Source organism: Actinomadura sp. NPDC049753, assembly GCF_040674655.1.
Lineage (GTDB): Bacteria > Actinomycetota > Actinomycetes > Streptosporangiales > Streptosporangiaceae > Spirillospora > Spirillospora verrucosospora.
Genome location: NZ_JBFARL010000202.1, coordinates 1 through 13659, shown reverse-complemented (window position 1 = coordinate 13659; position 13659 = coordinate 1). Strand labels below are relative to the sequence as shown.

General features: G+C 74.9%; 12 protein-coding genes and 1 pseudogene. 9 read left to right on the top strand and 4 right to left on the bottom strand.

The annotated features are described in order from the left end of the window. Window positions 1-110 precede the first annotated feature (110 nt). The 3 genes and pseudogenes from AB0K37_RS34185 to AB0K37_RS34175 form a co-directional block, all read left to right on the top strand. Window positions 111-458, top strand: a pseudogene (locus tag AB0K37_RS34185) (ATP-binding cassette domain-containing protein); the annotation flags it as partial. Window positions 459-500: 42 nt separating this feature from the next. Next, entirely contained in the window at window positions 501-728 is a 228-nt protein-coding gene (locus AB0K37_RS34180) for a hypothetical protein (protein ID WP_363988052.1), read from the top strand. Then, window positions 725-1459: an ABC transporter ATP-binding protein gene (locus AB0K37_RS34175; protein WP_363988049.1), complete on the top strand. Its 735-nt coding sequence runs from the start codon at window positions 725-727 to the stop codon at window positions 1457-1459. The genes AB0K37_RS34180 and AB0K37_RS34175 overlap by 4 nt, the downstream gene beginning before the upstream one ends. Here AB0K37_RS34175 and AB0K37_RS34170 read toward each other — a convergent pair. Then, on the bottom strand, window positions 1443-3569 hold the full coding sequence (locus AB0K37_RS34170; protein WP_363988046.1) for a thiamine pyrophosphate-dependent enzyme: 2127 nt from the start codon (window positions 3567-3569) through the stop codon (window positions 1443-1445). The genes AB0K37_RS34175 and AB0K37_RS34170 overlap by 17 nt on opposite strands. Window positions 3570-3781: 212 nt before the next feature. On the opposite strand from AB0K37_RS34170, the gene AB0K37_RS34165 reads away from it, so the two are divergent. Genes AB0K37_RS34165 through AB0K37_RS34155 form a run of 3 tightly spaced genes read left to right on the top strand, consistent with a single transcriptional unit; the run spans window position 3782 to window position 7660 of the window. Beyond that, window positions 3782-5320, top strand: a complete 1539-nt coding sequence (locus AB0K37_RS34165) for an aldehyde dehydrogenase family protein (protein ID WP_363988044.1) — start codon at window positions 3782-3784, stop codon at window positions 5318-5320. Between the two features lie 8 nt (window positions 5321-5328). After that, on the top strand, window positions 5329-6492 hold the full coding sequence (locus AB0K37_RS34160; RefSeq protein ID WP_363988042.1) for an FAD-binding oxidoreductase: 1164 nt from the start codon (window positions 5329-5331) through the stop codon (window positions 6490-6492). Then, window positions 6485-7660, top strand: coding sequence for a Glu/Leu/Phe/Val dehydrogenase dimerization domain-containing protein (locus AB0K37_RS34155; protein ID WP_363988040.1), 1176 nt, complete (start codon window positions 6485-6487; stop codon window positions 7658-7660). Before AB0K37_RS34160 ends, AB0K37_RS34155 begins: the two co-directional genes overlap by 8 nt. Here the strand turns inward: AB0K37_RS34155 and AB0K37_RS34150 are convergent. Then, entirely contained in the window at window positions 7605-8531 is a 927-nt protein-coding gene (locus AB0K37_RS34150) for a LysR family transcriptional regulator (protein WP_363988037.1), read from the bottom strand. The two genes, AB0K37_RS34155 and AB0K37_RS34150, sit on opposite strands and share 56 nt — an antisense overlap. A gap of 96 nt (window positions 8532-8627) precedes the next feature. Continuing rightward, entirely contained in the window at window positions 8628-10667 is a 2040-nt protein-coding gene (paaZ, locus tag AB0K37_RS34145) for a phenylacetic acid degradation bifunctional protein PaaZ (protein WP_363988035.1), read from the bottom strand. A gap of 218 nt (window positions 10668-10885) precedes the next feature. Here paaZ and mgrA point away from each other — a divergent pair, with 218 nt between their 5' ends. The 3 genes from mgrA to AB0K37_RS34130 all read left to right on the top strand — a co-directional run bounded on the left by mgrA (window position 10886) and on the right by AB0K37_RS34130 (window position 12801). Further along, window positions 10886-11911, top strand: coding sequence for an L-glyceraldehyde 3-phosphate reductase (gene mgrA, locus AB0K37_RS34140; protein WP_363988033.1), 1026 nt, complete (start codon window positions 10886-10888; stop codon window positions 11909-11911). A gap of 68 nt (window positions 11912-11979) precedes the next feature. After that, window positions 11980-12423 (top strand): YbhB/YbcL family Raf kinase inhibitor-like protein, encoded by a 444-nt coding sequence (locus tag AB0K37_RS34135; RefSeq protein WP_363988031.1) that lies wholly within the window; start codon window positions 11980-11982, stop codon window positions 12421-12423. Between the two features lie 3 nt (window positions 12424-12426). Beyond that, window positions 12427-12801 carry a DUF6343 family protein gene (locus tag AB0K37_RS34130; protein ID WP_363988029.1) on the top strand — a complete coding sequence of 125 codons (375 nt, stop codon included), beginning with the start codon at window positions 12427-12429 and terminating at the stop codon, window positions 12799-12801. Window positions 12802-12813: 12 nt separating this feature from the next. On the opposite strand, the gene AB0K37_RS34125 is transcribed toward AB0K37_RS34130, so the two are convergent. Beyond that, on the bottom strand, window positions 12814-13659 hold an 846-nt coding region (locus AB0K37_RS34125), incomplete at its 5' end, for a helix-turn-helix transcriptional regulator (protein WP_363988028.1).

Below are 13659 nucleotides of genomic sequence, written 5' to 3'. Positions count from 1 at the left end.
CTCCGCCGCCGCGTCCCTGGTCAGCGGGTGGCCTACGGAACGGTCCGCTCAGGCGAAGGGCGGCGGACCGTTTCCGACCAGCGTGATGACGTCGGTTCAACTGCGTCACCGGCATGATCGCGCCGTCGGCCGGGACGGTCGTGCTCGCCGGGCGGGACGTGCGCGGCCTCGCCCCGCACCGGGTCGCCGCCGCCGGCCTCGCGCGCACCTTCCAGAGCATCCGGCTGTTCGAGGAGATGACCGTCGCCGAGAACGTGCTGATCGGCCGGTTCGCCCGCGACCGGGCCCTGCTGCGGCCGCTGTCGCGCGCCGACCTCGACGCGGTCCGCCGCTGCCTGGACTTCGTGGGGCTGCTGGAGGCCGCCGACCGCCCGGCGGGCGGGCTCGCCTACGGCGACCGGCGCCGGCTGGAGATCGCCCGGGCGCTCGCGGGCGACCCCCGCGTCCTGCTGCTGGACGAGCCCGCCGCGGGCGCGAACCCCACCGAGAAGCGGGCGCTGATGGGGCTGATCTCCCGCATCGGCGCGCTCGGCGCCGCCGTGGTCCTGATCGAGCACGACGTCGCGCTGGTCATGTCGATCTCCGACCGGGTGACGGTGCTGGAGCACGGGCGGACGATCGCGGCGGGGCCGCCGGCGGAGATCCAGGAGGACCAGCGGGTCATCGCCGCCTACCTCGGCGTGCCGGACGACCCGGAGACCGACCTGGCCGCGGAGGTGCTGGGGTGACGCTTCTGCGGGTGAGCGACCTGCGCAGCCGGTACGGCCAGGTCGAGGCGCTGTCCGGGATCTCCTTCGAGGTCGGCGAGGGCGAGATCGTCGCGCTGCTCGGCAGCAACGGCGCGGGCAAGACCACCGCGCTGCGGACCGTCACGGGCCTGCACCGGGCCCGGTCCGGGCGGGTCGAGTTCGCCGGCCGCGACATCACCCGGCTCGCCGCGCACCGGGTCGTCGCGGCCGGGCTCGGGCACGTCCCGGAGGGGCGGCGCGTGTTCCCCGCGCTGACCGTCGCCGAGAACCTGCTGCTCGGCGGGTACCTGCGGCGCCGCGACCGGGCGCTCGTCGCGGCCCGCCGGGACGAGGTCTACGCCATGTTCCCGCGCCTCGGCGAGCGGCGCGGGCAGCCGGCCGGGCTGCTGTCGGGCGGCGAGCAGCAGATGCTCGCGATCGGGCGGGCGCTGATGCTGCGGCCGCGCCTGCTCGCCCTGGACGAGCCGACGATGGGGCTGGCGCCGCGGACGGCGCAGCAGGTGCTGCGGGTCGTCCGGGAGATCCGCGACCAGGGCGCCGCGATCCTGATCGTCGAGCAGAACGCCCACCAGACGCTCCGCCTCGCCGACCGCGCCTACGTCCTGGAGACCGGCCGGATCGTGCTGGACGGCCCGGCGTCCGCGCTCGCCGGGGACGACCGGGTGAAGGCCGCCTACCTGGGCGGCGACCCGATCATCGACGGGACGTGAGCAGCGCGCGCGCCGCGTCCTCGATCGCGGCCTCCGACAGCAGGACGTGGTAGGCGGCGTCTCCCAGGGGGATGAAGCTGTCCTCGCTCGTGACCCTGGCCGCGCGCCCTTCGAAGCCGGCGTCGGCGAGCGCGGTCAGGACGCCCTCCGAGACGCCCCCGGTTCGGCGCGTCTCGTCCGCGACCAGGACGGCCCCGGTGGCGCGGGCCTCGCGCAGCAGGTCCTCGACCGGGAGCGGGGCCAGCCAGCGCAGGTCGAGCACCCGGCACCGGACGCCCCCTGCCTCCAGGCGGCGGGCCGCCCGCAGGCTCATCCGCAGGCCGTTGGCGAAGGTGACGACGGTGAGGTCGCCGCCGTCCCCGTAGGTGCGGGCGCGGCCGATCGGGACCGTCCCGCCGGCCGGGGCCAGCCACCCGCCGTCGCCGTCCTCGTGCAGGTCGCGGACGTGGTAGAGCGCGATCGGCTCCAGCATCACGCACACGCGCCCGTCGCGCTCGGCGGCGTCCGCGCATGCGCGCAGCATCCCCGCGGCGTCGTCGGGCCGGGCCGGTGACGCGATGACGAGGCCCGGGATGTCGCGCAGGGCGGCGACGGCGTTGTCGTTGTGGAAGTGGCCCCCGAACCCCTTCTGGTAGGCGTAGCCCGCGATCCGCACGACCATCGGGTTGCGGTACCGGCCGGAGGAGAAGAACGGCAGCGTCGCCGCCTCCCCCCGGATCTGGTCGGCGGCGTTGTGCAGGTAGGCGAGGTACTGGATCTCCGGGACCGGCAGCATCCCGGCGGTCCCGAACCCGAGCGCGAGGCCGAGGACCGACTGCTCGTCCAGGATCGTGTCGAACACCCGGGCCGCCCCGGCCCGCCTCACCAGTCCGCGCGTGACCCCGTAGACGCCGCCCTTGCGCGCCACGTCCTCGCCGAAGACGAGCATGCCGGGCCGCTCGTCCAGCAGGTCGCCGAGCGTCCGGTTGACCGCCTGCGCCAGCGTGACCGGCTCCCCTTCGGCGGCCTCCGCTCCCCCGCCGGGGGCGGTGTGCCGGAGCGGCGCCATGACCTGCGCGGCGGACGCCAGGCGCGGGGCGCCCGCGACGCTGTCGGCCAGCGCCATCACCTCCGCGCGCTTGGCCTCGTAGAGGCCGACGACGTCCTCCGCGGTCGCGACTCCGCGGTCGACGAGGAGGCGCGCGGTCCGCAGGAGCGGGTCGCGCTCCAGGTCGGCCGCGATCTCGGCCGAGGCCCGGTACGCCGACTCGACGTCGGAGCCGGCGTGGCCCATCAGCCGGACGGTCCGCAGGTGCAGGAACGCGGGACGGCGGCGTTCGCGGACCCAGCCGGCCGCCCGCGCCGCCACGGCGTGGGCGTCGGCGAGGTCGCAGCCGTCCGCGTGGAAGTAGGCGAGGCCGGGCCGCGAGCCGTAGGCGGCATGGATCCAGCCGGGCGCCGTGCGGACGCTGATGCCGATCCCGTTGTCCTCGCAGACCAGCAGGAGCGGCAGGGGGAGGCCCTGGTAGCCGCAGTTGACGGCCGCGTTGACGGCGCCGGCGGCGGTGGAGTGGTTGGCGGAGGCGTCCCCGAAGCTGCACACGGCGACCGCGTCGCGCGGCCACGGCGAGTCCAGGCCGAGCCGGGCGGCGCGTTCGATGGCGAAGGCCACGCCGAGCGCGCGCGGGAGGTGCGAGGCGATGGTGGAGGTCTGCGGGATCACGTTCAGCGGGCGGCTGCCGAACACCTTGTGGCGCCCGCCCGCGATCGGTTCCTCGGCGGCGGCGACCAGCCCGAGCAGGACGTCGCGGAGCGGGTCGCCGCCGGGGACCTGGCGCGCCCGCTCCAGGAAGAACGCGCCCGACCGGTAGTGCAGGAGCGCCGGGTCGTCCGGGCGGAGGGCGGCCGCGACGGCCGCGTTGCCCTCGTGCCCGGACGAGCCGATCGTGTAGAAGCCGTGGCCCTGCGCCTGGAGGCGCCGGGCGGCGAGGTCCAGATGCCGGCTGCCGAGCTGCGCGTCGAACAGCTCCAGGCAGCGCTCGCCGGTGAGCGCCCCCGGCGGGGCGGGCCGGCCGGACGGCGCCAGGGTCGCGGCCGTCTCGAGGAAGTGGACGTCGGCGGGCTCGGGCATGCGTGCTCCTGCGTGCGGATCGGGACGCGTGTCGAGCATCGGACGCCGCCCTGCCGGGGCCAAGCCGCACAAGACCGCGAACCGGTTGGGAGTTGGCCAAGGATCGCTTAACGACACCCCCGGGAGAGCCTCAGCCCGGCTTGGCCTCGCGGTAAGGAAGCCGCGCTCTGCCCGATCTTGGCGCGGGCGGGCGGCCCGTCCAGGCTGGGAGCGTGCTCTCCTCCGTCATCGGCGGCGCCCGGATCCCGGCGGGGCCGCGCCCGTACCGTTCCACCGACCCGTCCCGCACGTCCGAGACGGTCGCGGAGGTGTCCCTCGCGGACGCCGGCGACCTGGTGCGCGCCTGCCGGGCCGCCCGCGAGGCGCAGGACGCCTGGCGCGACGTGCCGGCGCCCGTCCGCGGGCAGGTGGTCGCCGCGGTCGGCCGGCTCGTCGAGGCCAACAAGGCGGCCCTCGCCGCGCTCGTCACCCGGGAGGTCGGCAAGCCCCGCGCCGAGGCCCTCGGCGAGGTCCAGGAGATCGCCGACACCTGCGCGTTCTTCCTCGGGGAGGGGCGGCGGCTGTACGGGCAGACCGTCCCGTCCGAGATGCCCGACAAGCAGCTGTTCACCTTCCGGGACCCGGTCGGCGTCGTCGCCGTCGTCACGGCGGGGAACTTCCCGGTCGCGGTGCCGTCCTGGTACATCGTCCCCGCGCTGCTGTGCGGGAACGCGGTGGTGTGGAAGCCCGCCGAGTACGCGGCGGCCTGCGCCGACGCGTTCTACGAGCTGTTCGCCCACGCGGGACTGCCGGACGGCGTCCTCAACGTGGTCCACGCGGACGGCGCCGAGACGTTCCGCGGCCTCGAGCGGGCGCTGGACGAGAGGCTCGTCGACAAGGTCGGCTTCACCGGCTCCACGGAGGTCGGGGCTCGGATCGGGGAGCTGTGCGGCCGCCACCTCCAGACGCCGTGCCTGGAACTCGGCGGCAAGAACCCGATGGTCGTCACCGAGGACGCCGACCTGCCGCTCGCCGTCGAGGGCGCCCTGTTCTCGGGGTTCGGGACGGCCGGGCAGCGCTGTACCTCCCTCGGGACCGCGATCGTCCACGAGTCGGTGCACGGCGAGTTCGTGCGGCTGCTGGACGAGGCCGTGCGCGCCGCGCCCGTCGGCGACCCGGCGGGCGACGTGCTGTTCGGGCCGCTGATCAGCGAGCGGTTCGCGGACGGCTTCGAGAAGGTCCTCGGCTGGATCGGGCCGGGCCACACCGTGCTCGGGTCCTCGGCCACCGGGCGGATCACGGCGGCCGCGCCGCGGGAGGGCTTCACCGGAGACCCGGAGGCGGGGCTGTTCTACCACCCGGTGATCGTCGACGGGGTGGGGCCCGGCGACGAGCTGTTCATGAACGAGGCGTTCGGGCCGATCGTCGGCGTCGCCGCCTACCGGACCCCGGACGAGGCGATCGCCCTCGCCAACGCCCCCGGCTACGGCCTGTCCGCCTCGATCTACACCGCCGACCCGGCGAAGGTCTTCGCGTTCCGCCGCCGGATCTCGGCCGGGATGGTGAGCGTCAACAACTCCACCTCCGGCGCGGAGGCGCACCTGCCGTTCGGCGGGAACGGGCGCTCGGGCAACGGCAGCCGCCAGTCGGGCATGTGGGTGCTGGACCAGTTCACCCGCTGGCAGTCGATGAACTGGGACACCTCCGGGCGGCTGCAGAAGGCGCAGATGGACGTCCTGGAGATCGCCCCCGACCTCGGCTTCCGGCTGTAGGGGCGGCCGTGGAGACCGAGGCGGAGATCGAGGCCGAGGCCGACGTCGTCGTCATCGGCGGCGGCGTGATGGGGACGAGCATCGCGTTCCACCTCGCCGAGGCGGGCGTGCGGCGCGTGGTGCTCGTCGAGCGGGACGCGCTCGGGTCGGGCTCGACGTGCAAGGCGGCGGGCGGTGTGCGGGCCCAGTTCTCCGACGAGGTCAACATCCGGCTCGGCGCCCGCAGCCTGGAGGCGTTCGCCCGGTTCTCCCGCCGGCCCGGCCAGGAGATCGACCTGCACCGCGTCGGGTACCTGTTCCTGCTGTCGCGGCCCGAGGACGTCGCGGCGTTCGAGGCGGGCGTGGCCCTGCAGAACGAGCTGGGCGTCCCGAGCCGGATGGTCTCGGTCGCGGAGGCCCGCCGGCTGTCGCCGCTGATCGTCCCCGACGGGCTGCTGGCCGCCGCGTTCTCCCCCGACGACGGGCACTGCACGCCCGAGTCGGTCGTCCTCGGGTACGCGACGGGCGCGCGGCGGCACGGCGCGGCGATCCGCACCGGCTGCGAGGTCGTCGGCATCGAGACCGGCGGCGGTGAGATCAGGTCCGTCCGGACCACGCGGGGGCGCATCCGCACGCCCGCCGTCGTCTGCGCGGCCGGGGCCTGGTCGGCGGCCGTCGGGCGGATGGCCGGCGTCGACCTCCCGGTCGAGCCGCTGCGCCGCCAGATCGTCTTCACCGGGCCGCTCCCGGACCTGCCGCGCCCGGTGCCGATGACCATCGACTTCGCGACGTCGTTCTACTTCCACGCGGAGGGCGAGGGCCTGATGCTCGGCATGTCCGATCCCGACGAGCGCCCCGGCTTCCTGCTGAACCGGTCCGACGCCTGGCTCCCCCGGCTCGCCGAGGCCATCGGCGCCCGGGCGCCGCGCCTGCTCGACGCGGGCCTGACGGGCGGCTGGGCCGGCCTCTACGAGATGACGCCCGACCACAACGCGCTCATCGGCGAGGACGCGTCGGTGTCGCGGTTCCTCTACGCGGCCGGCTTCTCCGGCCACGGCTTCCTCCAGGGCCCGGCCGTCGGCGAGGTCGTCCGCGACCTGTACCTCGGCCGCGCGCCCTTCACCGACGTCGCTCCCCTGAACGCTGCGCGCTTCGCCGGCGACGCCCTCCGCCCGGAGACCAACTGTGTCTGACGTGCTCGCGATGATGGACGAGTGGGGCCCCGAGCGGGTCGTGTGCGTCTCCGACGCCCGGACCGGGATGCGGGGCGTGCTCGTCATCGACAACACCGCCCGCGGCATGGGCAAGGGCGGCATGCGGATGAGCCCGTCGGTGACGGTCGCGGAGGTGGCGCGGCTCGCCCGGGTGATGACCTACAAGTGGGCGGGCGTCGACCTGTTCTTCGGCGGCGCGAAGGCCGGGATCGCGGCGGACCCCGCGTCGTCCGACCGGGAGGCGGTCCTGCGCGCGTTCGTGCGGGCGCTGGCGCAGGAGATCCCCCGCCGGTACGTGGCGGGCCTCGACATGGGGCTGTCGGAGCGGGACGCGGCGATCGTCCAGGACGAGCTGGACGACCGGGGCGCGGCCGTCGGCACCCCGCACGTCCTCGGCGGCATGCCCTACGACGAGCTGGGCGTGACCGGCTTCGGGGTCGCGGAGGCGGCCGACGCCGCGGCCGGGCACGCGGGGATGTCCCTGCGGGGCGCGCGGGTCGCGGTGCAGGGGTTCGGCGCGGTCGGGCACGCGGCGGCGCGGCGCCTGGACGAGCTGGGCGCGGCGGTCGTGGCGGTCTCGACCGTGCACGGCGCGCTGCACGACCCGGACGGCCTGGACGTCGGGCGGCTCCTCGCCCTGCGCGCCGAGGCGGGCGACGCGGCGGTGCGGGAGTACGGCGGGCGGCTGCTGGCGCCCGGCGTCGAGCTGTCGGTCCCGGCCGACGTGCTCGTCCCGGCCGCGCTGCAGGACGTCATCGACGAGGAGGCGGCCGCGAACGTCCAGGCGTCGATCGTCGTGGAGGGCGCGAACCTGCCCACCGGGCGGGCGGCGCAGCGCGTCCTCGCCGAGCGCGGCGTGACGGTCGTGCCGGACTTCGTCGCCAACGCGGGCGGCGTCGTCGCGGCGGGGTTCGCGATGGACGCCCGCTACTCGGCGTTCCGCCCCGACGCGGACGCGGTGTTCGCCGCGGTCTCGGCGAAGATGCGCGACAACACCGGCCGGGTCCTCGACGCGGCCCGGGCGCAGGGCACGACGACGCACGAGGCCGCCGTCGCGCTCGCTCAGGAGCGCGTCCGCGCCGCGATGGAGCTCAAGGGCCGGTGGCGCCCCCGACCTCGTTCTGGACGCCCCGGGCGGCCTCGATGAGGCCGCGCAGGGCGTCCTTGACGAGCGGGTTGGTGTTGCTGGCGCGGCGCAGCACGGTGACGTGCCGCCGCGGGCTGCGGCGGCTGAGCCGCAGCGTCCTCAGCCCCGGCGCGGGGACGCAGCCGAGCGCCGGGACGAGCGCGATGCCGAGGCCGCACCCGACCAGCCCGCACACCACGGCGTAGTCGTTGCTGCGGAACGCGATGTCGGGGACGAACCCGGCGGTGCCGCACAGCCGCAGCAGCGCCTGCGCGCCCGCGCTCTCGGGGCGGCTCGCGATCCACGTCTCCGACCGCAGGTCCCGGAGCCGGACGGTGCGGCCCCCGGCGAGCGGGTGGTCCCGCGGGACGCACAGCACCAGGTTCTCGTCCATCACCGGCGTCTCCACGATCTGGTCGGGCCAGGTGCGCGGGAACAGGTCGTACCGGTACGCGAGCTGGAGGTCGAGGTCGCCGTCGAGCAGTTCGGGCAGCAGCTCGTCCGGCTCCCCCTCGGCCAGCGTGATGTCGATGCCGGGCCGCACCCGCGACAGCTCCGCCAGCACCCGCGGCAGGATCCGGGCGCTGGCGGTCGGGAAGCTGCCGAGCTGCAGGGCGCCGCGCTCGCCGCTGGCGACCGTGCGCAGCTCCCGCTCCAGGGTGTCGAGGGCCGACAGCACGTCGTTGCCCTTGCTGACCATCAGGAACGCGGCGCTCGTCGGGCGCACGCTGCGCGCCCGGCGCTCGAACAGCACCAGGCCGCAGGCGCGCTCCAGCGCGGCGATCTGCTGGGAGACGGCGGACGCGGTGTAGCCGAGGTTGCGGGCCGCGTCCGCGAACGAGCCGGTGCGGACGACCTCGCGCACGGTCTGGATGTGCAGGGGACTGATCATGGGCGCACCCCGTTCAGCGCTGAACGTGACCGTCTCCCCCGCAGACGCCTCCCCTCATGCGTATCATCCCGCGGGCCGGGCCCCCAGACCCGAAGATCAGTCGTGCCGCGGGCGCTTGGCCACGAGCGTCAGGACGTCGTACTTGGCGACCGAGGCGCCCTCCTGGTTCGTGACGTCGGTGTCCCAGCGGACCTCGCCGTAGTCGGCGCCCTCGCGCGGCGTGATCTGCTTGGCCGTCAGGGTGACGGTCAGCTCGTCGCCCGGCTTCACGGGGGTGAGGAACCGGAGGTTCTCCAGGCCGTAGTTCGCCAGGACGGGCCCCGGGGACGGCTCCACGAACAGCCCGGCCGCGAACGACACGACGAGGTAGCCGTGCGCGACGCGCCCGCCGAAGAACGGGTTCGCGGCGGCGGCCTCCTCGTCCGTGTGGGCGTAGAAGGTGTCGCCGGTGAACTCGGCGAAGTGCTCCACGTCGTCGAGGGTGACGACGCGGGGGCCGCCGACGGCGGTGTCGCCGACGCGCAGCTCCTCCAGGTGCTTGCGGAACGGGTGGACGTCGGTGACGGTCCGGTCGGTGCCGGGGACCCAGCGCCCGGTGATGGAGGTGAGCATCGCCGGTCCGGCCTGGACGGCGGTGCGCCGCATGTGGTGCACCACCCCGCGGATCCCGCCCATCTCCTCGCCGCCGCCGGCGCGCCCGGGGCCGCCGTGGACGAGCGCGGGCAGCGGCGAGCCGTGCCCGGTCGACTCCTGGGCGTCCTCGGCGTTCAGCACGAGCAGCCGGCCGTGCCACGGCGCGGTGCCGAGCACGACCTTCCGGGCGAACTCCGCGTCGCCGGTCACGACCGACCCGGCGAGGCTGCCGCGCCCGCGCACGGCCAGCTCGACGGCCTGCTCGGCGCCCTCGTAGGGCATCAGGGTGCTGACCGGCCCGAACGCCTCGACCTCGTGCGGCTCGGCGCGGCCGGCGTCGTCGGCGCGCAGCAGGACCGGCGAGATGAACGCGCCGCGCTCGGCGTCCGCGCCCACGACCTCGACCCGCTCGGGGTCGCCGAACACGACGCGGCCGGCGTCCATGAGGGCCTTGAGGGAGCGCCGCACCTCCTCCCGCTGGTCGAGCGTGGCGAGGGCGCCCATCCGCACGGACGGGTCGGACGGGTTCCCGACCGTGACCTTCGCCAGCCGCTCCCGGACGGCCTCGGCGACGTCGTCGATCAGCGCGGCGGGGACGAGCGCCCGGCGGATCGCCGTGCACTTCTGGCCCGCCTTCACGGTCATCTCCGTGGCGAGCTGCCTGACGTAGAGGTCGAACTCCTTCGTGCCGGGCGTCGCGTCCGGCCCGAGGACCGAGCAGTTCAGCGAGTCGCCCTCGGCGTTGAACCGCACCGCGTTCCCCACGACGACGGGGTGGGTGCGCAGGAGCCGGGCGGTGGACGCCGAACCGGTGAACCCGACGATGTCCTGCTCGGTGAGGTGGTCGAGGAGGTCGCGCGGCTCGCCGCAGACCATCTGGACCGAGCCCTCGGGCAGGATCCCGGCCTCGACGATCAGCTCGACCAGCCGGGCGGTCAGGTACGCGGTCTGGCTCGCCGGCTTGATCAGGCTCGGCACCCCCGCGAGGAACGCGGGCGCGAGCTTCTCCAGCGGGCCCCACACCGGGAAGTTGAACGCGTTGATCTGCACCGCGACGCCGCGCGACGGCGTGCACAGGTGCTGCCCGACGAACGTCCCGCCCTTGCCGAGCGGCTCCACGTCGCCCTCGACGAGCACCGTGTCGTTCGGCAGTTCCCGCTTGCCCTTGCTCGCGTAGGCGAACAGGACGCCGATGCCTCCGTCGACGTCGAACTTCGAGTCGTTCAGCGTCGCGCCCGTCATGGCCGACAGGGCGTACAACTCCTCGCGGTGCTCCCGGAGGTGGGACGCGACCGCCTTCAGCAGGGCCGCGCGCTGGTGGAACGTCAGCTCCCTCAGCACCGGGCCGCCGACGGACCGCCCATACTCCAGGGCGGCACCCATGTCGACCCCCGCCGAGGAGATCCGGGCGATTTCCTCCCCGGTGACGGCGTCGTGCAACGGCGCCCCCTCCTCCTCCGGGGCACGCCAGGAACCCGACACGTAACTGCGCAGCACGACCACTGGGACCTCCTTGTCCAGACTCAGACCATTCTTGCCACTTCACAGCCCCCTTCACCCTCGCAGACATGACAGTCGGGGCCGCGTTCCTTTGTGTACTCCCGCGCCGCCGCCGCACGCCGCCGCGGTCAGTGACGCGGATCACCCTCCCGAGGAGGGCGCTCCCGACGGCGGACCGGTGCCGCGTCCGGCAAGCCGCTTGTCCTGAAATACTCCTGACCATGACCTTTGTGGCAGACAGTGAGCGGTACGAGCGGCTCCCCTACCGGCGGTGCGGGCGGAGCGGGTTGAGGCTCCCGGCGATCTCGCTGGGCCTGTGGCACAACTTCGGCGACGACCGGCCGCTGGACGTCCAGCGGGCCATCCTGCGGCGCGCGTTCGACCTCGGCGTCACCCACTTCGACCTCGCCAACAACTACGGCCCGCCGTACGGGTCCGCGGAGACCAACTTCGGCCGGATCCTGCGCGAGGACCTCGCCCCGTACCGGGACGAGATCATCATCTCGACCAAGGCCGGCTACGACATGTGGCCGGGCCCGTACGGCGAGTGGGGGTCGCGCAAGTACCTGCTCGCGAGCCTCGACCAGTCGCTGCGCCGGATGGGCGTCGACTACGTCGACATCTTCTACAGCCACCGCTTCGACCCGGAGACGCCGCTGGAGGAGACGATGGGGGCGCTGGACCGGGCCGTCCGGTCCGGCAAGGCCCTCTACGCCGGGATCTCGTCCTACTCCCCCGAGCGCACCGCCGAGGCGGCGGCGATCCTGCGGGAGATGGGGACCCCGCTGCTGATCCACCAGCCGTCCTACTCGATGCTCAACCGCTGGATCGAGGGCGGGCTGCTCGACACGCTCGACCGGGAGGGCGCCGGCTGCATCGCGTTCTCGCCGCTGGCGCAGGGGATGCTGACCGGCAAGTACCTCCACGGAGTCCCGGAGGGCTCCCGGGCGAGCCGGGGTACGTCGCTGTCCACCAGCCTGCTCACCGAGGACAACCTGCGGCACGTGCGGACGCTGAACCGGATCGCCGAGGGGCGCGGGCAGTCGCTCGCCCAGATGGCGCTGGCCTGGTCGCTGCGGGACGGCCGGGTCACCTCGGCGCTGATCGGCGCGAGCAGCGTCGCGCAGCTGGAGGAGAACCTCGCCGCCCTCGACCGGCTCGACTTCACCCCGGACGAGCTCGCCGCGATCGACCGGGACGCGGTCGAGGCGGGGATCAACATCTGGGCGGCCTCCAGCGCGGGCTGACCTGCGGGAGGACGGGACGGAGCGTGCATCGACCGCGCGTGACCGGGCACGAGCGGCATATGGAAGAGATGACGATGAGGAGCGCCGCGTTCCGCGACCACACGCTCATGCCGTCGGACTACTCCCACGACAGCGGGGACCTCTCGCCGCCGCTGGAGTGGTCGCCCGCGCCCGAGGAGGTCGTGGAGCTGGCGCTGGCGTGCGAGGACCCCGACGCCCCGTCCGGCACGTTCGCGCACTGGCTGCTCGCCGGAATCGACCCGGTGACCACCGGCCTGGACGCCGGGGAGCTCCCGACCGGCGCCGTCCTCGGGCGCAACGACTACGGCTCCGAGGGCTACGGCGGGCCGAAGCCCCCGGTGGGCGACGGCCCGCACCGGTACTTCTTCCGGCTGTACGGGCTGGCGGAGCCGTCCGGGCTGCGCGACGGCTTCACCGCCGAGGACCTGCGCACCGCCGTCGAGGACAAGGTCGTGGCGTCGGGGACGCTCGTCGGCACCTACGCCAGGTGAGCCGTGGGCGGCACCGGAACGGACGGGCCCGGCCGGCACGAGCCCGACCGGAGCGAACCTGAGCGGAACGAGCCCGGACGCGGCGAGCCCGAGCGGCATGACATCGGCCGGGAGGACCCCGGCTGGCACGGCCCCGGGTCGCACGGGCCGTACCCGCACGAGCAGCCGCGCGGGGACGAGCCTCTGACCGCGCGCAGCCCGCTGCTGCTGCGGGCGGTCCTGTCCGCGGTCGCGCTGGTCGGCGCGGTCGCCGCCGCGATCGTGTTCACGGTGGACGCCTCGGGCGGCGGCTCCTTGACCGCGGCGGGCATCTGCGCGGCGGTCGCCGTCATCGCCGCCGTCGACCTCGTGGTGATCGCCCGGCGTGCCCGCCACTGAGTCCGGCGCCGCTCAGTGGCGGTGGTCGGTGGCCGCGGCCCCCGGGTCGGCGAGCAGCCGGCCGATCCGGTCCCGGCTCTCCTCGTCGGCCGGCGTGTAGGCGACGAGCCGCGCGTTCGGCGACGCGGTGATGTCCATGCTCGTGGTGCGGGTGCGGATCTCGCCGACGGCGCTGTGCCGGAAGACCTTGGCGCTCGGCCCCGGCAGCGCCACGTCGTGGGACGCCCACAGCCGGGCGAACAGGGGACTGGCCGCCTGCAGGCGCCGGACGAGGTCCCTCCAGCCCGGTTCGTCCAGATGCCTGCTGTACCGGTGCCGGAAGACGGCGACGTGGTCGGGCGCCGCCTCCTCCAGGTTCACGATCGGGTTGCAGCACGCCGGCAGCGTGAACATCTTCCACAGCGTGTTGCGCTCGCACGGGCGGGCGTTCACGAGGTGCGGGAAGATCGCGCCGAAGGCGGCGTTCCAGGCCAGGATGTCGGAGCGGGCGTTGACCACGGCCGCGGGCAGCGGCACGAGCGCGTCCAGGATCCCCTGGACGTCCTCGGGCAGGCTCTCGGCCTGCTGCTCGACCGCCGCGTCGGGGACGTCGGCCAGCCGGTACAGGTGCTCGCGCTCGGCCCCGTCGAGCCTCAGGGTGCGCGCCACCGCGTCCAGCACCTGGGTGCTGGCGTTGATCGGGCGGCCCTGCTCCAGCCACGTGTACCAGGTGACGCCGACTCCGGCGAGCTGGGCGACCTCCTCGCGGCGCAGGCCGGGCGTGCGGCGCCGCGGGCCCGGGGGCATCCCCACGTCCTCGGGGCTGATCCGCTCGCGCCGGCTGCGCAGGAACGCCGCCAGTTCCGTGCGGCGGCGCGG

Excerpts from the sequence above, each read along its gene's own strand:
- AB0K37_RS34180 (WP_363988052.1), top strand. The coding sequence starts at position 501 with ATGGGGCTGATCTCCCGCATCGGCGCGCTCGGCGCCGCCGTGGTCCTG.
- AB0K37_RS34170 (WP_363988046.1), bottom strand. The coding sequence starts at position 3,569 with ATGCCCGAGCCCGCCGACGTCCACTTCCTCGAGACGGCCGCGACCCTG.
- AB0K37_RS34150 (WP_363988037.1), bottom strand. The coding sequence starts at position 8,531 with ATGATCAGTCCCCTGCACATCCAGACCGTGCGCGAGGTCGTCCGCACC.
- mgrA (WP_363988033.1), top strand. The coding sequence starts at position 10,886 with ATGACCTTTGTGGCAGACAGTGAGCGGTACGAGCGGCTCCCCTACCGG.
- AB0K37_RS34135 (WP_363988031.1), top strand. The coding sequence starts at position 11,980 with ATGACGATGAGGAGCGCCGCGTTCCGCGACCACACGCTCATGCCGTCG.